The organism is Vibrio sp. K4, from assembly GCF_051122595.1.
Taxonomy (GTDB): Bacteria; Pseudomonadota; Gammaproteobacteria; order Enterobacterales; family Vibrionaceae; genus Vibrio; species Vibrio owensii.
The window spans coordinates 1,413,213-1,433,996 of record NZ_CP178577.1; the positions used below are offsets into that span (position 1 = coordinate 1,413,213).

Annotated in this window: 16 protein-coding genes; 11 read left to right on the plus strand and 5 right to left on the minus strand. The window is 46.0% G+C overall.

What is annotated here, in order from left to right; all coding sequences use genetic code 11:
• Positions 1 to 93 precede the first annotated feature (93 nt).
• From ACLIIY_RS06530 to ACLIIY_RS06540, 3 genes are read right to left on the minus strand one after another with little or no spacing between them, the layout of a single operon-like run.
• On the minus strand, positions 94 to 396 hold the full coding sequence (locus tag ACLIIY_RS06530) for a PAAR domain-containing protein (protein WP_005426629.1): 303 nt from the start codon (positions 394 to 396) through the stop codon (positions 94 to 96).
• A complete protein-coding gene (locus tag ACLIIY_RS06535; RefSeq protein ID WP_434528354.1) occupies positions 393 to 1,001 on the minus strand; it encodes a DUF6931 family protein in 609 nt (202 codons plus the stop codon). The genes ACLIIY_RS06530 and ACLIIY_RS06535 overlap by 4 nt, the downstream gene beginning before the upstream one ends.
• Entirely contained in the window at positions 1,001 to 2,983 is a 1,983-nt protein-coding gene (locus tag ACLIIY_RS06540) for a type VI secretion system Vgr family protein (protein ID WP_434528355.1), read from the minus strand. Before ACLIIY_RS06540 ends, ACLIIY_RS06535 begins: the two co-directional genes overlap by 1 nt.
• Positions 2,984 to 3,117: 134 nt before the next feature.
• Between ACLIIY_RS06540 and ACLIIY_RS06545 the strand changes: the two genes are divergently transcribed.
• From ACLIIY_RS06545 to ACLIIY_RS06575, 7 genes are all read left to right on the plus strand, one after another.
• The gene (locus tag ACLIIY_RS06545; RefSeq protein WP_434528356.1) at positions 3,118 to 4,008 is read left to right on the plus strand and encodes a hypothetical protein; all 891 of its coding nucleotides are present in this window, start codon (positions 3,118 to 3,120) and stop codon (positions 4,006 to 4,008) included.
• A 276-nt stretch (positions 4,009 to 4,284) separates the two neighbouring features.
• Positions 4,285 to 5,004, plus strand: coding sequence for a GntR family transcriptional regulator (locus tag ACLIIY_RS06550; RefSeq protein ID WP_009696948.1), 720 nt, complete (start codon positions 4,285 to 4,287; stop codon positions 5,002 to 5,004).
• Positions 5,005 to 5,016: 12 nt separating this feature from the next.
• Positions 5,017 to 5,913, plus strand: coding sequence for a methylisocitrate lyase (gene prpB, locus ACLIIY_RS06555; protein WP_045406301.1), 897 nt, complete (start codon positions 5,017 to 5,019; stop codon positions 5,911 to 5,913).
• Between the two features lie 118 nt (positions 5,914 to 6,031).
• Positions 6,032 to 7,174 carry a bifunctional 2-methylcitrate synthase/citrate synthase gene (prpC, locus tag ACLIIY_RS06560; protein WP_005443640.1) on the plus strand — a complete coding sequence of 381 codons (1,143 nt, stop codon included), beginning with the start codon at positions 6,032 to 6,034 and terminating at the stop codon, positions 7,172 to 7,174.
• Between the two features lie 133 nt (positions 7,175 to 7,307).
• Positions 7,308 to 9,905, plus strand: a complete 2,598-nt coding sequence (gene acnD, locus ACLIIY_RS06565; RefSeq protein WP_434528357.1) for a Fe/S-dependent 2-methylisocitrate dehydratase AcnD — start codon at positions 7,308 to 7,310, stop codon at positions 9,903 to 9,905.
• Positions 9,906 to 9,928: 23 nt separating this feature from the next.
• On the plus strand, positions 9,929 to 11,116 hold the full coding sequence (gene prpF, locus ACLIIY_RS06570) for a 2-methylaconitate cis-trans isomerase PrpF (RefSeq protein WP_418097233.1): 1,188 nt from the start codon (positions 9,929 to 9,931) through the stop codon (positions 11,114 to 11,116).
• A gap of 61 nt (positions 11,117 to 11,177) precedes the next feature.
• Positions 11,178 to 13,058, plus strand: coding sequence for a propionyl-CoA synthetase (locus ACLIIY_RS06575; RefSeq protein WP_434528358.1), 1,881 nt, complete (start codon positions 11,178 to 11,180; stop codon positions 13,056 to 13,058).
• Positions 13,059 to 13,085: 27 nt separating this feature from the next.
• On the opposite strand, the gene ACLIIY_RS06580 is transcribed toward ACLIIY_RS06575, so the two are convergent.
• A complete protein-coding gene (locus ACLIIY_RS06580; RefSeq protein WP_285379120.1) occupies positions 13,086 to 14,003 on the minus strand; it encodes a LysR family transcriptional regulator in 918 nt (305 codons plus the stop codon).
• A gap of 158 nt (positions 14,004 to 14,161) precedes the next feature.
• Between ACLIIY_RS06580 and ACLIIY_RS06585 the strand changes: the two genes are divergently transcribed.
• The 4 genes from ACLIIY_RS06585 to ACLIIY_RS06600 all read left to right on the plus strand — a co-directional run bounded on the left by ACLIIY_RS06585 (position 14,162) and on the right by ACLIIY_RS06600 (position 19,817).
• Entirely contained in the window at positions 14,162 to 15,724 is a 1,563-nt protein-coding gene (locus tag ACLIIY_RS06585) for an arylsulfatase (RefSeq protein ID WP_434528359.1), read from the plus strand.
• A 115-nt stretch (positions 15,725 to 15,839) separates the two neighbouring features.
• The gene (locus ACLIIY_RS06590; RefSeq protein WP_434528360.1) at positions 15,840 to 16,322 is read left to right on the plus strand and encodes a GNAT family N-acetyltransferase; all 483 of its coding nucleotides are present in this window, start codon (positions 15,840 to 15,842) and stop codon (positions 16,320 to 16,322) included.
• A 200-nt stretch (positions 16,323 to 16,522) separates the two neighbouring features.
• Complete coding sequence (locus ACLIIY_RS06595; RefSeq protein ID WP_434528361.1) at positions 16,523 to 18,070, plus strand: trypsin-like serine protease; 1,548 nt, start codon at positions 16,523 to 16,525, stop codon at positions 18,068 to 18,070.
• Between the two features lie 307 nt (positions 18,071 to 18,377).
• Positions 18,378 to 19,817 (plus strand): bifunctional NUDIX hydrolase/phosphatase PAP2 family protein, encoded by a 1,440-nt coding sequence (locus tag ACLIIY_RS06600; protein WP_434528362.1) that lies wholly within the window; start codon positions 18,378 to 18,380, stop codon positions 19,815 to 19,817.
• Between the two features lie 73 nt (positions 19,818 to 19,890).
• Here ACLIIY_RS06600 and ACLIIY_RS06605 read toward each other — a convergent pair whose 3' ends face one another.
• Positions 19,891 to 20,700: a Cof-type HAD-IIB family hydrolase gene (locus ACLIIY_RS06605; RefSeq protein WP_009704409.1), complete on the minus strand. Its 810-nt coding sequence runs from the start codon at positions 20,698 to 20,700 to the stop codon at positions 19,891 to 19,893.
• Positions 20,701 to 20,784: the final 84 nt, after the last annotated feature.

Consider the following 20,784-nt stretch of genomic DNA (forward strand, 5'->3'; position numbering starts at 1 on the left):
AATTAACTATTTAATAAAAAGTAAGAGGTTGATCCAAAAAATTGGTCGGAGGAATACATCTGTCAATATAATGTCCTGATTTATAAAGGGGTTTTATCCCCCTATAAGTACAGTGGGCATTCCTGCAACGATACTTCCGCCGTGAGACGTAGTGTCCCCCATTCGGGCTGCAGGCTTATTGCTTAATAGCACGGTCGTGCTTCCCATCGCGATAGAATCCGGGGTTCCAACGCATACACAGACATCACTCACTGTGGCAGCAGGTAAGCTACCGATCAGTACGGTTGGAGCTCCAGGACCGGTTACCGGGCCACCCACATGAGGAATTGGTGGTGTTGCTGGTGTCTGCATCGGACATACATGCATGTCAGTGATACGAGCAGCAGGTAACGTCATCGAACTTCTCCTTGTAATGCAGTTTGTGACTGGTTATCTGAAGTGCCTTGACCGCCTGCAGCGATATCCAAAGCCATGGCCATTGCGGCTTGATAGTAAGGTTTAGTTTGGTCCCATTCAGGAAGGGCGGCTGCGTGATTGATCGCTCCCGCAGTCGCTTTCGCGTACAGAAATGGATCAGGCATAACGGGTGGAATATCTGGTGCAACGATGCTACCAGAACCATTCCAAAATACCGCTTGAGCAAGCCAAGATGGGCCACAATTCAGTTCCAATCGATGAGAGAGATGTTCGGCTTTGCGGCGCAATTCTTCGGAGGGTGAACGCACCCAAGCCATACACGTTTCGACACTTTGTTTTTGAAGGGGTGACCATTCCTCATTGCGTTGATTTAAACACAACGCTCCCCACCAGATTGCCTCCCGTACTGGCAGAGCGTGCGTCAAAAACTGCACGAGGTCGTTGTAGAGCTCTTTGTCTGTGAGTGATTGAATTGCATCGCTGATGCTGGTTTCTTCGTCAAGCAGTGCCTTTGCTTCGTCACTGGCTTTGAATCTCGGTAGTATTTGCCCAGCCGTTTGGTATGGAATTTTCTTATATTTCATTAGTTAACCTTTACAATTGCGCCTTTCACTTCACCCATTACGCCACCATCGAATGTCGCTTTGAGACCCGATTTAAACTCCGCACTCAAAGAGCCCTCTGCAGAGAGCGTGGTGTCTGCTTTGATGGAAATACTCAGGCCAGAAATGCTGTTTGAACTGGTTGCTTCAAGCGCCGTCGTGGTGCCTGAAACCTTGTTGGCTGAAGTGGCTTTGCTGGTGACGTTGGTCCCTTCCAAATTCAGCGCGCTGCTGGCTTTGACGTCGATATTGGTTGCTTCAATGGCAATGGATGATGAGGACAGGGTTATTTTGCTTGAGCCAACTTTGAGCTCGATAGAATCGTCAGCTTCGATCGAAATCGACTTGGCTTTTTCGCTCAGTGCTTTGGTTACGCTCAGCGAGTAGTTGTCTTCGGTCGACACTGATACCGCTTTGGTTACTGTTTGGCTTAATTCACCCTTGATGGTTTCGGTTTGGTTGTTTTCAACTTCCTGCGTCAGGTCTTTGGCTGCATGAAGGTAAAGCAGTTCATTGTCTTTTTTATCATCGAAGTAGAGCTCGTTACTCTGTCCAGAAAGTTGAGTTTTGATGCCAGACTTTGTTGTATTGGCTTCGGCATAAGGCGGGGCATTTTTGCTGTTGTAAACGCTGCCCGTGATGATTGGTCTATCTGGATCGCCATCAATGAAAGAGACCAGAACTTCTTGCCCGGCACGCGGCACAAACTGAGCACCGTAACCACTTCCCGCAAGCATTTGTGCGACACGAACATAGCAACTGGTTTTGTCACCGCTTGCGTCTGTATCCCATTGGAACTGAATACGCACGCGACCTTGTTCGTCCTGATTAATATCACCCGCGGTTGAGCCGGCAACGACTGCGCTTTGCAAGCCCTGAACCACTTGTTTTGAGCGAGGCTGAGGGTAGTGAGGAGTATCTTTTGGAATCACTTTCAGTCTGGTGCTGCTCTGTGCATTTTCAGTGTATTCCACTTCCATACTGATGACCGAAAAGTCACCAAGTTGACCTTTATCTAAATGGCTTGAAAGCGAGAAGTAAGTACCGAGCTCGAAGAGATCATGTTTTGCGCTGGCAATGACACTTTGGTAATCCTGCTCGACATACTCGATTCGACGTTTGGCAAGATTGCTTGAGAGATCCGTCATGTCCCCGCTGATGCCCAAAGTCGGGTAACGCGTGTTGGCGAGTTTAGTGTTGTTGGCAATGGTATTGCTGGAGGTTTTACTGCCGCTGGTGATGAGTTTCGTCTGCGAATAATCGTAGCTTGATAGCTCGACACTCGCGCCATGAAAGGCAACGGTAGGGCACCAATCTTCAAGCAAAGGAAGTGAGCCTGTCGGCGTTTCTTTCATATCAAATTTCGCTGTGCTGGCTTTATCAAATGGGGTTTGAGCATCTTGCAAAATCATGGTGTGTGAACCACTCGCATGCTCAAAATAATAATGAACGCCTTCCTCAGCGAGCAGGCGAGAAACGAAGTCAAAATCCGATTCGTTATATTGCAAACAATATTCACGCTTGGTCGAAGGCATGCTGGATATTTTATAGTTACCTTTGAAACCTGCGTTATCGAAAATATCACTGACAATTTCTTGTGTGGATTGATTTTGATAAACCCGGAAAGAATGTGTGTGTTTTAATAACCAAAACCAAGGTTTAAGCGTTATTTCGTATTGGTGATTCTGCAAATTAGAATCCATTCCTAAATGTTGGATCAATGTCACAACTCCATTGTAGGAACGATTGAGTGTATTGCTGCCAGATTCGTTGAAATAACGGTTTATGGTAAGGAACTGACCTAGTTGATCTTGCATGTCAAAGCCACTGGACACCAGCATTGCTTTGATTTCAAAGGGCTCTGACAAGGCTTGCTTTATTGTTGCATTACTTATGATATGTTCTTGATTACTTGAGTCTTTTGCAGACATCAAACTAGCCGAACTGCTGTATTTATCAGCCATTGCATATCCTTATGCTTGAACTTTTCAATAATAAAAATTTGAAATATAAATACTATTATTAATCAAATTACTCAAAAAATAGCAGTATTAGATCTTATTCGCTATTCGATTTATTAAAAGAAAAGGAGTTCTTTATGGCGAGTCAAAATGCAAAAAAGATGGCGAAAGAATTTTTGCAAAATGTAGAAAAGGACAGTAAGTCATATCACAAAAGTTGGGCGAGAAAATTCGGTAATAAATACCAATCTGCAAAGAACTGGGTAAAACGTGACAAGAAAATGGTCGCGATGGATATTGCGCAAAAAGGGGTAAGGACTGGTATCGGGATGATTCCATTTCCCGGCTCGAAAGAGGGGGCAGCCCTTTTGGAAGTCGCAGGTGGGGCAGCGTTAAAAGCAGCTTCTCGCAAAGCGTGGGAAGAAGGCTCAAAGAAAGGGGTTAAATCTCTTCTTAACAAAAAAATTGAATCTGCTCGAAAGCAACTTAAAACTAACTCGGTAGGTAAAGTCGATCACGAGTTCTTGGCGCTTTCTGCGCGTAAGCGTGATGAACACATTCATGCGATTCGTAAGCTAGTGAAGTATGAGGTGAAGTTGTTACCAAAGCGTTCAGATGAACTCAGTTTGCGTTTATTCAAGCTTAAAGAGGCGATCAATGAATCCCGTGTGAAACTCAACAAAACCACCATGTCTTCGACATCGGCTATCGATAACATGCAAGCATGGACGGAGTTCTTTTCTGCTATCAAAGAGGTGGAGCACTACCAAGCGAAATTGCGTGAAAGCCTGATTCAAGTGCAAGAGATCACTAAAGATGTGGAGTGGTTCTTGGCGGCTTCTGAAGCAACGACTGATCAGATGAATGCACAAAACTTACCGCAACTAGAAGAAGCGTTTGACCAGATCCGCCGTAGTTACGGCAATATCAATTCGCTGAAACAACTGCAAGATATGATGTTGGAGAGAAACCTCGTTGAATCCGGTTTGTTGGATGAAAGAGACTTAACCTACAAGCTGGTCAACTAAGCAAATCCGACCGTTCGTTAGCAAATTGAACCCAAGTAGGGAGCTGTTATGCTCCCTAATTCTTTTTACTTGCTGAATTTATTGGTTTTTTATTGTCGACAATTTCAGCTTGCTCTTATCGAACTGATGTTTTTTTACTCATAAATCACTCAATAACACTATACCTTAGTCTAAATTGTCGACAATTTGCTTGATTGTCGACAATCTGATCGTCTATTTTATATTCAGGTTAACAAATTGTTGACACTTTGATTTCTAAATACGAGTGCCTTGAATATGAATACAGAATTGAAAACTCGTCATAAAGTGATTGTCTCTGAAAAAGAGCACACTAAATCTGAATCGCTGACCGAATCGTTAGTGGAAGCGATTGTGAGTGGTGAAATTGAACCGGGCAGTAAAATCTCAGAGCCTGAATTAGCCAAGAAATATCAAGTGAGTAGAGGTCCTTTACGTGAAGCCATGATGCGTCTTGAAGGGCTTGGCTTGATTGAGCGCATTCCGCATGTTGGTGCTCGTGTTATCACTTTCTCTCCAGAGAAACTCATCGAGTTGTATTCCGTCCGTGAAGCATTAGAGGGTATGGCGGCAAGGCTCGCGGCTCGCTATATCACTCAAGAAGAATTACTGAGTTTGGAAATGCTATTGTCGACACATTCCAAACATATCGACGAAGTCGAAGGATCGTCTTACTTCCACCAGCATGGTGACTTCGATTTCCACTATCGAATCATTCAAGCGAGCCGAAACAGCAAGCTTATCTCTTTGCTTTGCGACGAGCTGTATCACTTGTTGCGCATGTATCGTTACCAATCACCACGTGCGCAATCTCGCCCTAATGAAGCACTCAACGAGCACAAATTCATTCTGCAAGCGATTCGCAACCGTGATGAAGAGTTGGCAGAAATGCTGATGAGAAGGCACATCTCAGGCAGCCGAAAACTTATCGAATTACAGATTTTACATTCTGAAAGTAAAGATAGAGAACAAGACTAGAAGGAAATTGTCATGAGCTTATCTCCGGGGGCGAAGTTCAGACTCGCCATTGAGCAAAACAACCCGCTACAGATCGTCGGCACCATTAACCCATACTGCGCCATGATGGCGAAAAACTTGGGTCACCAAGCTATCTATTTATCGGGTGGCGGCATCGCCAATGCATCTTACGGTTTACCAGATCTTGGTATTACGACACTGAACGATGTTTTGGTGGATGTAGATCGTATCACCAACGCGTGTGATTTGCCTTTATTGGTTGATATCGATACGGGCTTTGGTGGTGCTTTTAACATTGCACGCACTATCAAAGCGATGGAAAAAGCGGGTGCGGCGGCAGTGCACATGGAAGACCAAGTGGCGCAGAAGCGTTGTGGTCATCGCCCAAACAAAGCGATTGTTAGCCAACAAGAAATGGTCGACCGAGTGAAAGCAGCGGTGGATGCACGTAATGACGAGAGCTTTGTCATTATGGCTCGCACTGATGCGTTAGCGGTTGAAGGCATGGACAGTGCGATTGAACGTGCGATTGCATGTGTCGAAGCGGGCGCAGACATGATCTTCCCAGAGGCAATGAATCAGCTAGACCAATATCAACAGTTTTCGACAGCGCTTGAAGACGCGACAGGGAAGCACGTTCCAATTCTTGCCAACATTACTGAGTTTGGACAAACGCCATTATACGGCTGTGAAGAGTTAGCCCAATCCAAAGTGGACATGGTTTTGTACCCATTGAGCGCATTCCGTGCGATGAACAAAGCGGCTGAGATGGTTTACAAACACTTGCTTGAAGTTGGCAACCAAGAAGCGATGCTTGATTCAATGCAGACACGAAAAGAGCTGTATGAGCACCTCAATTACCACGACTACGAGAATAAGTTAGACAAGCTGTTCTCGGAGGGTAAATAAGGTCAACAAAGAAACAACGGAAGCTCAAGAAAAGAATCTCTAATCCAATAACGTGAAAATTGTCTGATTCAAAAGAGCCCATTAAGAGAGCCAAATCAGACAGAAAAGGAGTTCAACAATGCCTCATTCTGTAGAAAAGAAAGCTGAGATAGGTGGCGCAGGTCTACGTGGTCAAAGCGCCGGAAGCACAGCCTTATGCACTGTCGGTAAAACGGGGACGGGTCTAACGTATCGTGGTTACGATATTACGGACTTGGCAAATCATGCTCAATTTGAAGAAGTCGCGCATTTGCTGTTACGCGGTCACTTACCTAATCAACAAGAGCTAGACGCCTACAAGACACATCTATTGAGCTTGCGTGGCTTACCAGCGGAGCTTAAGCAAGCGTTAGAGCTGATCCCTTCTGATGCTCACCCGATGGACGTTATGCGTACAGGTTGTTCTATGCTGGGTAACTTAGAGCAAGAAATGGACTTTGAGCAACAGCTCCATGCTACTGAGCGAATGCTGGCGCTTTTCCCTGCGATCATCTGTTACTGGTATCGCTTCAGCCACGATGGCGTACGCATCAAAACGCACGATAACAGTGAAGACTGCATTGGCGGCTACTTCCTAAAACTGCTTACTGATAAAGCACCAAGCGAAACGCACAAAAAGGTGATGCATTGTTCTCTGATACTCTACGCAGAGCATGAATTCAATGCCTCAACATTTGCAGCGCGCGTATGTGCTTCTACGCTTTCTGATCTTCATTCTTGTATTACGGCTGCTATCGGTACGTTACGTGGTCCACTTCATGGCGGTGCAAACGAAGCGGCGATGGAGATGATTCAAGATTGGCAAACACCAGATGAAGCAGAAGCAAATATTCTGCAAATGCTAGAGAACAAAGACAAAATTATGGGCTTTGGTCATGCAATCTATCGAGAAAGTGACCCTCGTAATGCACTGATCAAGCGTTGGTCAGAAGCGTTATCGAAAGAGGTGGGTGACACACATCTTTACGCAGTTTCTGAGCGCGTGGAATCCGTCATGAAGCGCGAGAAAGGTCTGTTCTGTAATGCCGATTTCTTCCATGCTTCGGCTTACCACTTCATGGATATTCCAACCAAATTGTTTACACCAATCTTTGTGATGAGCCGACTGACAGGCTGGGCGGCGCACGTGTATGAACAACGCGCGAACAACCGAATCATTCGCCCAAGTGCGGATTATACCGGACCGGATCATCAAGACTGGGTGCCAATCGAACAACGCTAGCGCGTGACGCCTCTTTGTGAGCTTCGTCTTTCATGGCATTCACAAGGGGCGTCTCTTTCACCGCGAATCCATTTCAAAAACAGTATCGCGGTGCGTTCAGGCACAAGATGTACACTAAAGCGGAAGCAAGCCCATGAGCATCACCACAAACATAAATACTCAATATCGTAAGCCGCTCCCGGGAACCCAACTCGATTATTTTGATACCCGAGAAGCTGTTAATGATATTTCTCCAGGAGCCTATGAAAAGCTCCCATACACCTCACGCGTTTTAGCCGAGCAGTTGGTTCGTCGCTGCGATCCAAGTATGCTCACTGATAGCTTAAAACAGTTGATTGAACGCAAGCGTGACCTTGATTTTCCTTGGTATCCGGCGCGCGTGGTTTGTCATGATATCCTTGGACAAACCGCATTGGTCGACCTTGCTGGTCTACGTGATGCGATTGCCGAGCAAGGCGGTGACCCAGCGAAAGTAAATCCTGTGGTTGAAACGCAATTGATTGTCGACCATTCACTGGCGGTTGAACACGCAGGCTTTGATCCAGAGGCGTTTGAGAAAAACCGCGCGATAGAAGAGCGCAGAAACGAAGACCGATTCCATTTTATTGAGTGGTGTAAAACGGCGTTTGAAAACGTCAGCGTTATTCCTGCGGGTAACGGCATCATGCACCAAATCAATTTGGAGAAGATGTCTCCGGTTGTGCAAGCCAAGCAAGGCATTGCTTACCCAGATACCTGTGTCGGCACAGACAGTCACACTCCTCACGTTGATTCACTTGGCGTTATTGCGATTGGTGTCGGCGGTTTGGAGGCGGAGACGGTTATGCTTGGTCGCCCGTCGATGATGCGTTTGCCAGACATTGTTGGCGTGAAGTTAACTGGCAAACGTCAACCGGGTATTACCGCCACCGATATCGTGTTGGCGATTACCGAGTTTCTGCGAAATGAACGCGTGGTTTCATCTTATCTCGAATTCTTTGGTGAAGGAGCGCGAGACCTAACCATTGGCGACCGCGCGACCATCTCAAACATGACGCCAGAATACGGCGCAACCGCAGGGATGTTCTACATTGATGAGCAGACCATTAATTACCTCAAACTGACGGGGCGCGATGATCAACAGGTCGACTTGGTCGAGAAGTACGCCAAGCAAACCGGCCTATGGGCAGATGATTTAGATACTGCCGTTTACGAACGCATACTTGAGTTTGATTTGTCCCAAGTCGGGCGTAATTTGGCAGGTCCATCTAATCCTCATCGTCGTTTACCTACTTCAGAGCTTGCTGAGCGCGGTGTTTCTGGAGAGTGGCAAGAGAAAGAAGGCGAACTTCCAGATGGCGCGGTGATCATTGCGGCGATTACTTCTTGTACCAACACGAGTAACCCAAGAAACGTTGTGGCAGCAGGTCTGGTTGCTAAGAAAGCGAATGAGCTTGGTTTGGTACGCAAACCTTGGGTGAAGTCTTCATTTGCTCCGGGCTCTAAAGTGGCTCGACTCTACCTTGAAGAATCGGGCTTACTCCCTGAATTGGAGAAGCTTGGTTTTGGTATCGTGGCTTATGCGTGTACAACCTGTAACGGTATGAGTGGTGCACTTGACCCGAAAATCCAACAAGAAATCATCGACCGAGATCTGTATTCAACGGCAGTACTTTCTGGAAACCGAAACTTTGATGGTCGAATTCATCCTTATGCAAAACAAGCATTTTTAGCATCGCCACCTTTGGTCGTTGCTTACGCGCTAGCCGGTACGATTCGCTTTGATATCGAACGTGACTCTTTAGGCACAGACAAAGACGGCAAGCCCGTTTATCTCAATGACTTGTGGCCAACGGATGAAGAAATTGATGCTGTGGTGGGTGAGTACGTTAAGCCAGAGCAATTTAATCAAGTCTACATTCAAATGTTTAAACTGAATGATGAGGCTCGTAACCCGAATCCGCTCTACGATTGGCGTCCGATGAGTACGTATATCCGAAGACCGCCTTACTGGGAGGGAGCACTGGCTGGTGAGCGAACTCTGTCTTCAATGCGTCCTCTCGCCGTTTTAGGCGACAACATTACAACCGACCATTTGTCACCATCAAACGCAATTTTGGCAAGCAGCGCCGCAGGTGAGTACCTCGCGAAGATGGGCGTGCCAGAGGAAGACTTTAACTCATACGCGACTCACCGAGGCGATCACTTAACCGCGCAGCGTGCCACTTTCGCTAATCCAAAACTGTTCAACGAAATGGTCAAGGAAAATGGTGAAATCGTGCAAGGATCGCTGGCGAGAGTCGAACCTGAAGGCAAAGTGACACGCATGTGGGAAGCGATTGAGACTTATATGAATCGCAAGCAGCCGCTTATCGTGGTCGCAGGTGCGGATTATGGTCAAGGATCGTCGCGAGATTGGGCTGCGAAAGGCGTTCGCTTAGCGGGTGTAGAAGCCATTGTCGCTGAAGGGTTTGAGCGTATTCATCGTACCAATTTAGTTGGGATGGGCGTGCTTCCTCTGCAATTTAAAGATGGCGTGAACCGAAAGACGCTCGAATTAGATGGCACTGAGCTTTATGACGTTATCGGCGATATCACTCCTGGTGCTGATTTGGCCTTGGTGATTACTCGTGCTAATGGCGACAAGGTTGATGTAGCAGTGACTTGTCGACTCGATACCGAAGATGAAGTTCACGTGTACAAAGCGGGCGGTGTGTTACAGCGCTTTGCTCAAGATTTCCTCTCGCAATAGATAGCGCAATAACGGAGCAAGATATGGATAGCAAGATGCAAAGCCAAATCAAAGTCCCGGCGACTTACATGCGCGGCGGTACGAGCAAAGGAGTGTTCTTCAACCTTGAAGACTTGCCACAGCCAGCGCAAGTCGCGGGTGAGGCAAGAGACAAACTGCTACTTCGTGTGATTGGTAGCCCAGACCCGTATGCTAAACAAATTGATGGCATGGGCGGCGCAACTTCCAGCACCAGTAAAACTGTGATTGTGTCGCGCAGTCAGCGAGTCGATCACGACGTTGATTACCTATTCGGACAAGTATCGATAGATCAGCCATTTGTCGATTGGAGTGGTAACTGTGGCAACCTTTCTGCTGCAGTCGGACCTTTCGCCATTCATGCAAGGTTGATCGACGAAGATCGTATTCCTCAAAACGGCATCGTTACCGTTCGTGTATGGCAGGTAAATATTGGCAAAACCATATTGATTCATGTGCCAATCGTAAATGGTTTCGTTCAAGAAACAGGGGAGTTTGAGCTTGATGGTGTGACGTTCCCTGCGGCAGAAGTCCAAGTTGATTTTGTCGACCCTGCTGATGGCGAAGGCAGCATGTTTCCAACCGGCAATCTAGTAGACGATCTAGTCGTGCCAGATGTAGGGGCCTTCAATGCCACCTTCATCAACGCAGGCATACCGGCAATCTTCGTAGACGCAGAAGCGCTGGGTTACCAAGGCACTGAGCTTCAAGATGACATCAATAACGATGAATTTGCGCTCGCGAGGTTTGAGTCCATTCGTGCTCATGGCGCGCTAAAAATGGGGCTGATTGATTCGCTCGAAGAGGCTCAAACACGTCAGCATACGCCTAAGATTGCGTTTGTTTCCCAGCCTAAATCCTATTTATCGTCGAGCGGTAAAGCCGTAGAGGCAGGTGAGGTCGATATTCTCGTCCGAGCGTTATCTATGGGCAAACTTCACCACGCCATGATGGGTACCGCAGCGGTCGCCATTGCCTCGGCAGCATGCGTTCCGGGTACTTTGGTCAACTTAGCGGCTGGTGGCGGAGAGAAAGAATCTGTGACGTTTGGGCATCCATCAGGAATGCTTAAGGTGGGGGCAAAAGCCAAACAAACAGAACAAGGTTGGGTGGTTGAGAAAGCCATCATGAGCCGCAGCGCGAGAATACTAATGGAGGGCTTTGTGCGTGTTCCCTCCAATGTCTTTGAATAACACAATTGCATGGTAGTGATACTTAAAAAAAGCAATGTCAGGACATACTGGAGGAAGCAATATGTCTGCATATCAAAAAGAATACCTTTGGGCACAAAATGAACCGGAAAACTTTTGGCGTGCTCAAGCTGAAAACATCGATTGGTTTGAAGCGCCAAACACCATCTTACAAGCTGACGAACATGGGATTGAACGTTGGTTTCCTGATGGCGTATTGAACACGTCATGGCTCGCGTTGGATTATCATTGCGAGCAAGGAAGAGGCGACAAAACCGCACTGATTTATGATTCGCCAGTGACGGGTCAAAAACAAACTTACAGCTATCAAGCTCTGCGTGACCAAGTGGCGAAAATCGCGGGCATGCTTTCCAACCAAGGCGTAACCAAAGGCGATCGTGTGGTCATCTACATGCCGATGATCCCAGAAGCAGCAATGGCGATGTTAGCGTGTGCTAGATTGGGCGCGATTCATTCGGTGGTGTTTGGCGGTTTTGCTCCGAATGAGCTCGCCGTTCGAATTGAAGATGCGGAACCCAAAGTCATCATGACGGCGTCTTGTGGCATCGAAATCAATAAGGTGATTCCATACAAACCCATGGTCGATAAAGCCATTATGGACAGCCGTTGTAAGCCAGAGAAAGTCTTTGTTCTTCAACGTCCGCAGTGCGAAGCCGAACTTAACCTTGAGCGTGATTTAGATTGGCAGCAAGAATACGCGCAAGCTTTGCCTCATGCATGTGTCCCTGTGCTTGCGACAGATCCTCTTTATATTTTGTATACCTCTGGCACAACAGGTAAACCAAAAGGCGTGGTGCGTGATAATGGTGGTCATGCCGTTGCGATGAAATATTCGATGACGTCGATTTATAACATCCCTCAAGATGGCGTGTTCTGGGCAGCATCGGATGTGGGCTGGGTTGTTGGTCACTCCTATATTGTGTACGCACCGTTGATTCATGGCTGTACAACAATTCTATTCGAAGGCAAACCGGTGAGAACTCCAGACCCCGGTGCATTCTGGCGTGTTTGTGACGAATACAAAGTGGACGTGCTTTTCTCCGCGCCAACCGCTTTCCGTGCAATTAAGAAAGAAGACCCAGAAGGCGAGTTCATTAAGCAATACGACTTGTCCAACCTCGACTCAATCTTTATGGCAGGCGAACGCCTTGACCCACCAACCTTAGAATGGGTCGAAAGCAAAGCAGATAAGCCGGTCATTGACCACTGGTGGCAAACCGAGACTGGATGGGCTATCGCGGGCAATCCGACTGGTATTGAGATGATGCCGGTAAAAGCAGGCTCCGCTACCAAGCCGATTCCTGGCTATCAGGTCGAGATTCTCAACGAAATGGGCATGCCTGTGGGCGCAAATCAGCAAGGTTTTGTGGCTCTGAAGCGCCCATTACCACCAAGCTGCCTACCGACTGTCTGGCGTAACCATGATCGCTTTGAAACCGGTTATCTAAGTCAATTCCCGGGTTACTACGTATCGGGAGATGGCGGTTACCTAGATGAAGATGGTTACCTGTTTATCATGGGGCGTATTGATGACGTAATTAACGTCGCAGGTCACCGTCTGTCTACTGGCGAGATGGAAGAAATCGTTGGTGGTCACCCTGCGATTGCGGAGTGTGCGGTAGTCGGTATCCACGATGAGTTAAAGGGTCAGCTACCGCTTGGTTTCGTGGTTCTTAAAGATGGTGTGAAGATTGATGACCTAACACTAGAAGGCGAGTTGGTGGGTAAAGTGCGCAACGAGATTGGCGCTGTGGCTTGCTTTAAACATGCACTGGTTGTTGATCGTTTGCCAAAGACTCGCTCAGGTAAAATTCTGCGAAGAACCATTCGCCAAATAGCCGATGGCGAGCAATACGTGGTGCCATCAACCATTGATGACCCATCCAGTCTAGGCGAAATCGAACGTGTGCTTAAACGCGGCTAGTTTGCATCAAATTCAACATAATAAGGCTCAATTCTGAGCCTTATTTATTTTTTCAGAGGCGTCACTTATTATGTTCCTCATCCACTTATGTCCGGAGTCGGTGGCTCGGTTTGGATGATATATTAAGCACAAATCCCACTTTGTTTGCTCAAATGGAAATGGAAGAACTTTGATTTCCATAAGCTGCTCAAAAGATTTCGTTATCGTTGAGTCCATCAAGCAAATCACATCCGTTTTCTCGACAGTTTTCAACATATCTAATGCATTAGAAACACTATAAGGAGTGCTGCGGTGAGATAGTTCGACTATGTCACTGTTCGATAAAGGGTTCACCTTGTGCTGCCAAGAACCTAGAACGATGTGATCCTCATTCAAGAACTCCGTTTGAGAGATGGATTCTCCCAGTCTTGGATGGTTTTTCGCGCAAACTACGACAATCTCACGTTTTCCAATCGGTTTATATCTTAAGGACGAAGTACGTAGTTGAGGCGCATCGATGACAAAATCATATCTCTTTACTCGTAGATCCATTTCGTAATCTTCACTGTAGAGTGGGTGAACATCGATAGTGATATTTGGAGCTTTTTTTCTTACTTGTGTAAGCAACTCAGGTATCAATTGATAGCTTGCGATGTTAATGCATGCCATGGAAAAGCTTCGGTCTGACGAGATAGGGCTGAATCTATTTAGATGCTCTAACGTTGAAGCATACAGTTTGTTCGCTGCGGCGAGTGCTGGGTAGATCTCAATGGCTTTATTTGATGGAGACACACCATTGTGGTGGCGTATAAACAATACATCATCATACTTTTCTCTTAGGCGTTTAAGGTTTTTGCTTGCGGCCGGTTGGGTAACGCCAAGCTTTTTTGCAGCGACAGAGATATTACCTTCTTCATATATAGCCAGAAAAAACGGGATCAAATTGAAGTCTATCTCTTTCGGCATTCGTTAACCTTTAGTGTCGTTATTACTTTCTTAGTTAAATATAACACGTAAAAACGTCGTTATTTCATAACCGTTTCGGCGGACTTTTATGCCCACTAGTTATAGCTCACCTAGGTAAGATCGGTACGGATTTTTATCAGTTCAATGAGGATAAGTATATGACTTCAATAGGGCTTAAACGGGCGATCTCGTTAAGTGTATTGGCTGTATCTCCCAGCGTTATAGCGGCAGAAAAACCTAACATATTGGCGATATTTGGTGATGATGTTGGCTATTGGAATATTAGTGCATACAACCAAGGTATGATGCGCTATCGCACACCAAACATTGACCGAATAGCGAATGAAGGCGCGTTATTTACCGACCATTATGCTCAGCAATCATGTACGGCTGGACGAGCAGCTTTCATTACTGGACAAGAACCGTTCAGAACGGGGCTACTTACAGTGGGATTGCCAGGAGCCAATCATGGTATCGCGGATTGGACTCCAACGATTGCTGACCTTTTAAAAGAGCAGGGCTATGTCACTGCACAGTTTGGAAAAAACCATCTAGGCGATCAAGACAAACATTTACCGACAAATCATGGCTTTGACGAGTTCTTTGGCAACTTATATCACTTGAATGCAGAAGAAGAGCCAGAGACTTATTACTACCCGAAAGATCCAGAGTTTAAGAAAAACTATGGACCTCGTGGCGTAATTCATTCTTATGCGGATGGAAAGGTAGAGGATACCGGCCCGTTAACCCGTAAACGCATGGAAACTGTCGATGAGGAATTCTTAGAAGGCACTCTGAACTTCATGGAGAAAGCCGTAAAAGAAGACAAGCCGTTCTTTATTTGGCACAACTCAACTCGAATGCACGTTTGGACGCGTCTTCAGGAGAAGTATCAGGGCAAATCTGGGGTCAGTATTTATGGCGATGGAATGTTGGAGCTAGATGACCATGTTGGTGTTCTTCTTAATAAACTGGATGAGCTCAAGGTTGCCGACAATACCATTGTTATTTTCACTACCGATAATGGAGCAGAAACCTTTACATGGCCTGACGGCGGTACGATTCCATTTAAAGGTGAGAAAGGCACAACTTGGGAAGGTGGTTTCCGAGTGCCTCAGATTGTTCGATGGCCGGGGGTGATTGAGCCGGGCACGCAGATGAACGAAATGATGGCTCACCAAGATTGGCTACCAACCATTCTAGCCGCTGCCGGTGTTAATGATGTGAAAGAAAAGTTAGCCAAAGGCTATAAGGCGAACGGGAAAGACTGGCGTGTTCATATTGATGGCTACAACTACCTTCCTTACTTGAAAGGTGAAACAGATAAGGTGCCACGTGAGTCTTTGTTGTATTTTTCGGCAAACGGTGAATTGAACGCGATTCGTTGGAATGATTGGAAGTTGCATTTCGCAATTATGGAAGGCGATATGACAGACGCAGTTCGTTTTGAGCCAAACTGGCCACAGGTTGCACATATGCGTGCAGATCCGTTTGAGCGAGGTAAAGACGAATCACCAATGTATTTCCGATGGATGGCTGATAACTTGTGGTTGTTCGTTCCAGTTGGTGCAGAGATTAAAGCGTTTACTGAAACATTAGATCAATATCCAATGCAACCGAGTGTTCGCTTTAATGCGGGTGGTCTGAACTATCAAACACTAAACCTACAAGAAAAGCTTAAACAAATGGATGCGATGCAGAAGAAACTAGAAGAAATGTAATCCATCTTCAATATTAAGAAAAAGCCCCATTTTTTGGGGCTTTGTTTGTTCCTGCTTGCCTTAATGGACATTTAAACACACACTATATGGATTCCTGTTTTTGGCTTCTTTTCCTATGTCTACTTTTGTAATCAAACCAGCGCTTTTTGACGATCTTGAACAACTTAATGATTTGATGTTCGAGCTGCATGATGAGCACCATATCCAATCCCCAGAGCTGTTTAAAACCGCAGAAGAAATCGAACAAGAAAAAAGCATTGCTCGTTATCTCGATAATCCTGAATGTTTGGTGTATGTCGCTAGAGTAGAGGGTGAGATCATCGGCTTTGTTTCAGGGCACTTTTGCGAGCTTATTTCTACGGTTAGCAAACCCGTGATGATGGGAAGCGTTGATGAGCTCTACGTCTTAGCTGAGTATCGTAAACAGGGCACTGCAAAAGCTCTGATTGAAAAGATAGAGGCGACATTCGTTGATTATGGAGTGAAACAGATGTTCGTTGAGGTTTGGGACTTTAATCAGACCGCGATTTCTCTCTATGAGAACCAAGGCTTTGGGCATCATATTCATTGGTTAAGAAAGTCGTTATCTGAACGTTAATTAATGCGTAGCTAAGACGGTAACTTAGTGACTTATGTAATCTGACGATGCAAAAGTTGAGTCTACTAGTCAGCATTTGTTATTAGTCTTGTCGCAATGTGCGGCGACTCATTCTCATCCAAATTGGTGATGTTGTTTTTGTTTGCTTGTTTTGTAAGTGGCACATGAATAGTGCCTCATAAAACAAGAGGAAAATAACATTGAATCTATCAAAAACCTTACTTGCAACGGCGTTATTGCCAATGTTGGCGAGTGCAGATCAAGTCACGCAAACACAAAACAATGAAATTCAGCCGGATATCGTGGGTGGCATCACGGCAAACCCCAATGACTGGAAATTTTATACGCAGATAGTCAGCCGCAATGGTAATCGTTCTTTCTGCGGGGCGAGTTATATTGGGGATGGTTTCGTACTTACTGCTGCTCACTGTGTTGACGGTGACACACCAAATCAAATAGCGGTAAAAATTGGTGGTGTGATTTATAACGGCACTGATGGCGTACGCTCTAACGTTAGCCAGATCTATATTCATCCTTCTTATAATGCTTCAACGCTTTCAAACGACATCGCATTGCTTAAGCTCAGTTCAATTCCCTCTGGTGTAACGAAAGTGGATATTGCAGCAGGCAGTGTCTCGCAATATGCAGGTGTCGGTGATTGGTTAACCGTCGCTGGTCTAGGCCGAACTTCGGAGGGGGGCAGCTCACCAACCGCGCTGCAAGAAGTGGATGTTCCTCTGGTCTCTGATGCGACTTGTCGACAAGCTGGCGGCAATTACACCACGGTTGGCTCAGTATCATTCTGTGCGGGTGTACCGCAAGGTGGGATTGATTCTTGTCAGGGAGACAGCGGCGGTCCCATCGTCGTTAAGAACAACGGTCTCGTCACTCAGCTAGGTATCGTCAGTTGGGGTATAGGCTGTGCCCGACCGGGTAAGTACGGCGTGTATAGCGACATTGCGGCGTTACGTAGTTTTGTTGATGGCGTAGTAGGTACGACAACGTCTCCGACAGATAATGTTTCTGTTGGTTACACGGCAAATCAGACTTTAAGTTCTTTTAAAGTGGGCGAGCTGATGCAACACAGTTTCAGTATTCAAAATATCGGTGATGTTGCGTTTACTGTCGAAAGTGTGGAGCTACAAAGTTCTGGCGTCACGAAATCTGCGATGATCACCAGAGACCAATGTGCACAATCGACACTCAATGCAGGCGGCTCGTGTCGTGTCGATGTGGAATTTGGCGCTTCTCAAGCAGGTGAGGCGAGTGTCGCTTTGGCTTTTGGTATCGATAAAACCAGTACTACATACCAAGCAGTGGCTACAGCTTCCGCCACTAGTACAACGACACCGCCTCCCGGTAGTTGTGACAATGAATGGCAAGCGAGTGGTGTATACAACACGGGTGAAACCGTTACTTGGGCTAGTCAATTATGGAAAGCACAATGGTGGACTCAAGGCGATAACCCATCAGAATCTGGTCCATGGGGAGTATGGCAGTCAATAGGCAGCTCAGATTGTTCTGGGACTAATCCTCCAGTAGATCCACCAACAGAGCCAACACCGCCGCCAACTTCGGGTGATGCTTACCAAGCGGGTACGAATTATTCTGCAGGGGATGTGGTGACGAATAACGGTGCAAGTTACCAATGTAAGCCTTGGCCAAACAGTTTGTGGTGTGGCTCAACTCCAAGTGCTTATGAGCCGGGTGTGGGCTCAGCTTGGACAGATGCATGGTTAAAGCTGTAAAAGCATAAGTGAACCATAAAGAGAGTTTATTTGTTGTCGACAATAAGCTCTCTTTCTTGTTTCAATTCTGAGAAGGCGTAAAATCCACGTAAATTCCTCTGACGTTAACTTAATATAACTGGCAAAATCGCAGCCAATATTTCGAGTTATGTCTGATTTTTGTCAGAACTATTTTGAAGAGTGTCGCAAAGCGTTTTTTGACATGTGTGCTAAATGTACAACTGGTTACTTAATTTATGTCGAAAAATATTGGTAATCCTGCCATCATAGCTGAGTGATTCTTCTTTTTTGTTAAAGGTCGTATTTTGTGCTGAGACAGCTGTTTTTTCTCATCCTGTATTCCATTTCTTTGTTTGTATCTCCTACATCTGCCGCGAATCCTCTTCCTGAAGACGTAAAAGGGGCGCTTTGTATTGTCCGCGCAGATGACAAACTGGTTTTAATCCATGAAATATTAACCAATAAGATTTCTCTTCCTGGTGGTACTGTTATTGAAGGTGAGTCACCAAAACTCGCGGCTCAACGAGAAACTTGGGAAGAAACTGGCTTAGTTGTCACTGTCGGCGAAGAGTTAGGTAGAACGGATACAGCGATATTCTATGATTGTGTCTCTGATTCAGAAGTGATTGCGTTTTCGATGACCAACACTTTAGATGGGAACGAGCTTCCAATTTGGTTTGCGCCGCATTATGGCGTAGAAGTCGCCTCTGCAATGATTGCAAACCCGAGCAATATGTCAGCCTCTCTTTACCGTTATCCTGCACAGTGGAAAGAGGTGGCTGAATTTTACTCACGAGCGACAAATCAATCAGTTGTTTATGTTGACCAGTTGATAGATTCCGCGCCGGGTTTTCGTCAACTTGAGCTTTCTTGGATGGTCGATTTACAAAGCTGGATCGCGTCATTTTCGTCAGCAAGCCGTGAAACAACCTGTGAAGTTGCGAAATTGGTAACGAGCATCAGCAACCCAACGTTTCTGTTGTTCTTGTTCCCGTTTGTCATGATGAAGTTTGATAGCCGTTTCGTTTACCGTCTATTTTTCTCAATCACTGCGACTTCTCTGATGGTATTAGTTGCGCAGCAGGGGTTCTCGCTACCAAGGCCGCATGTTTATATGCCGATCACAGAGTTAACGCATAGCTTTGGCTTTAGTTTCCCAAGCTTGCCGATCGCGATTTGGTTCTGTGTGATGACCTTCTTATTCCAAAGGACGAAGAGCTTTGGTTTAAATCGAGTCACTTTGTTGACGGGCTTGGTCACTTTAACCGTAATGTTCTGCAAGTTCTTCTTAGGGACTGCGTTTATTCTGGATATGTCTGTTGGTGCGTTGTTGGGCGTTCTTGTCGCATGGCATGTTTTGCGTTTGGAAGATAACCCAGAAATCGATGTCGATAGACTGCTCACCTCGAAAGGGGTTTGGTTCACCATGACAGCAATTACGGCGGTGATTTCTGTTATCTGGCCATTGCCTGTGTTCACCAGTTGGTTAGCGATTTTAATTACAGCGTCTGCACTGGTTATGACATTTAAAGAGTCGGATATTCGATTTGAGCGCCAGCAGATGTTGTTCGTTATTTTGGCTTTGTTGTTGGTTGATCAACTCTATCTCTACTTGGGAACAACGGTTTCGTTCAGTGGGTTCTGGTCTCTGGTCTTTAATACGTTCCATTATCCGTTGCTAATGCTGACTTTTATTACATTAGCTAGAAAGCTGACGTGTGGAAAACGTGCGAAACAGGGCGCTTAGCTAGAAAATGGATAACAAAAAGCCTCGCTCAAATGCGAGGCTTTTTTACATCAATTCAGTTCGACTCAGAGTATTACGCGTTAAGCACAAACTTCTCGATCGATTTTGCTACACCGTGCTCGTCGTTGCTTACCGTGATGTAGTCTGCGATTTGTTTGGTTTCTTCCATTGCGTTCGCCATTGCGATACCAAGACCTGCGTATTCAAGCATGTGGTGGTCGTTCTCGGCATCACCCATACAAATCACTTCTTCAGCTTTGATGCCTAAGTATTCTGCGATTGCCGAAACACCAACGCCTTTGTTGCTTGATGGATTCAAGAACTCTAAGAAGAAAGGCGCACTTTGCACAACAGTAAACTCTTGTTTTAGCTCTGCTGGTAGGGCTGAGATAACTTCAGTTAGTTTGCTTGGCTCTGCAACCATCATTGCTTTGATGATAGCGTGATCATCTTCAAGCGCATCAAAGTTCATCTCAGTGACTTCTACGCCATTGATTTTTGCTTCGATGTCAGTGTAAGGGTTGTTTTCTTCTGTGATCAGACCATGCTCTTGGCTGAATGCGTGAACATAAGCGCCAAGCTCGCGTGCTTTACGTGCAATTTTCTTCGCGGCTTTGCCATCAATGATCTGCTGGTGGATGATTTCATTGGTACCAATGTTTTTCACCATAGAACCGTTGTAGTACAAAACAAAGTCTTTGTCTGAGTTGATGTTTAACTCGTCTAGCTTGTCTTGCATTCCCTCAAGAGGGCGGCCAGAAGCAAGGACAACGGTAACACCCGCTTCGCGTGCTTTTGCAATGGCTTGCTTGTTCTCTTCAGAAATTACTTTGTCGCTGTTTAGCAACGTGCCGTCCATGTCTAGGGCGATCAGCTTGTACATCTTTACTTACCTTAAAAAATGGGGAACCTGCGTATGAAACTACAAAACGACCTATTTTAACAATTTATTTTTGGTTTAAATTGA

Excerpts from the sequence above, each read along its gene's own strand:
- ACLIIY_RS06575 (WP_434528358.1), top strand. The coding sequence starts at position 11,178 with ATGTCTGCATATCAAAAAGAATACCTTTGGGCACAAAATGAACCGGAA.
- ACLIIY_RS06535 (WP_434528354.1), bottom strand. The coding sequence starts at position 1,001 with ATGAAATATAAGAAAATTCCATACCAAACGGCTGGGCAAATACTACCG.
- ACLIIY_RS06580 (WP_285379120.1), bottom strand. The coding sequence starts at position 14,003 with ATGCCGAAAGAGATAGACTTCAATTTGATCCCGTTTTTTCTGGCTATA.
- ACLIIY_RS06530 (WP_005426629.1), bottom strand. The coding sequence starts at position 396 with ATGACGTTACCTGCTGCTCGTATCACTGACATGCATGTATGTCCGATG.
- ACLIIY_RS06550 (WP_009696948.1), top strand. The coding sequence starts at position 4,285 with ATGAATACAGAATTGAAAACTCGTCATAAAGTGATTGTCTCTGAAAAA.
- prpB (WP_045406301.1), top strand. The coding sequence starts at position 5,017 with ATGAGCTTATCTCCGGGGGCGAAGTTCAGACTCGCCATTGAGCAAAAC.
- ACLIIY_RS06545 (WP_434528356.1), top strand. The coding sequence starts at position 3,118 with ATGGCGAGTCAAAATGCAAAAAAGATGGCGAAAGAATTTTTGCAAAAT.
- ACLIIY_RS06540 (WP_434528355.1), bottom strand. The coding sequence starts at position 2,983 with ATGGCTGATAAATACAGCAGTTCGGCTAGTTTGATGTCTGCAAAAGAC.
- ACLIIY_RS06585 (WP_434528359.1), top strand. The coding sequence starts at position 14,162 with ATGACTTCAATAGGGCTTAAACGGGCGATCTCGTTAAGTGTATTGGCT.
- prpF (WP_418097233.1), top strand. The coding sequence starts at position 9,929 with ATGGATAGCAAGATGCAAAGCCAAATCAAAGTCCCGGCGACTTACATG.
- acnD (WP_434528357.1), top strand. The coding sequence starts at position 7,308 with ATGAGCATCACCACAAACATAAATACTCAATATCGTAAGCCGCTCCCG.
- ACLIIY_RS06605 (WP_009704409.1), bottom strand. The coding sequence starts at position 20,700 with ATGTACAAGCTGATCGCCCTAGACATGGACGGCACGTTGCTAAACAGC.
- prpC (WP_005443640.1), top strand. The coding sequence starts at position 6,032 with ATGCCTCATTCTGTAGAAAAGAAAGCTGAGATAGGTGGCGCAGGTCTA.
- ACLIIY_RS06590 (WP_434528360.1), top strand. The coding sequence starts at position 15,840 with ATGTCTACTTTTGTAATCAAACCAGCGCTTTTTGACGATCTTGAACAA.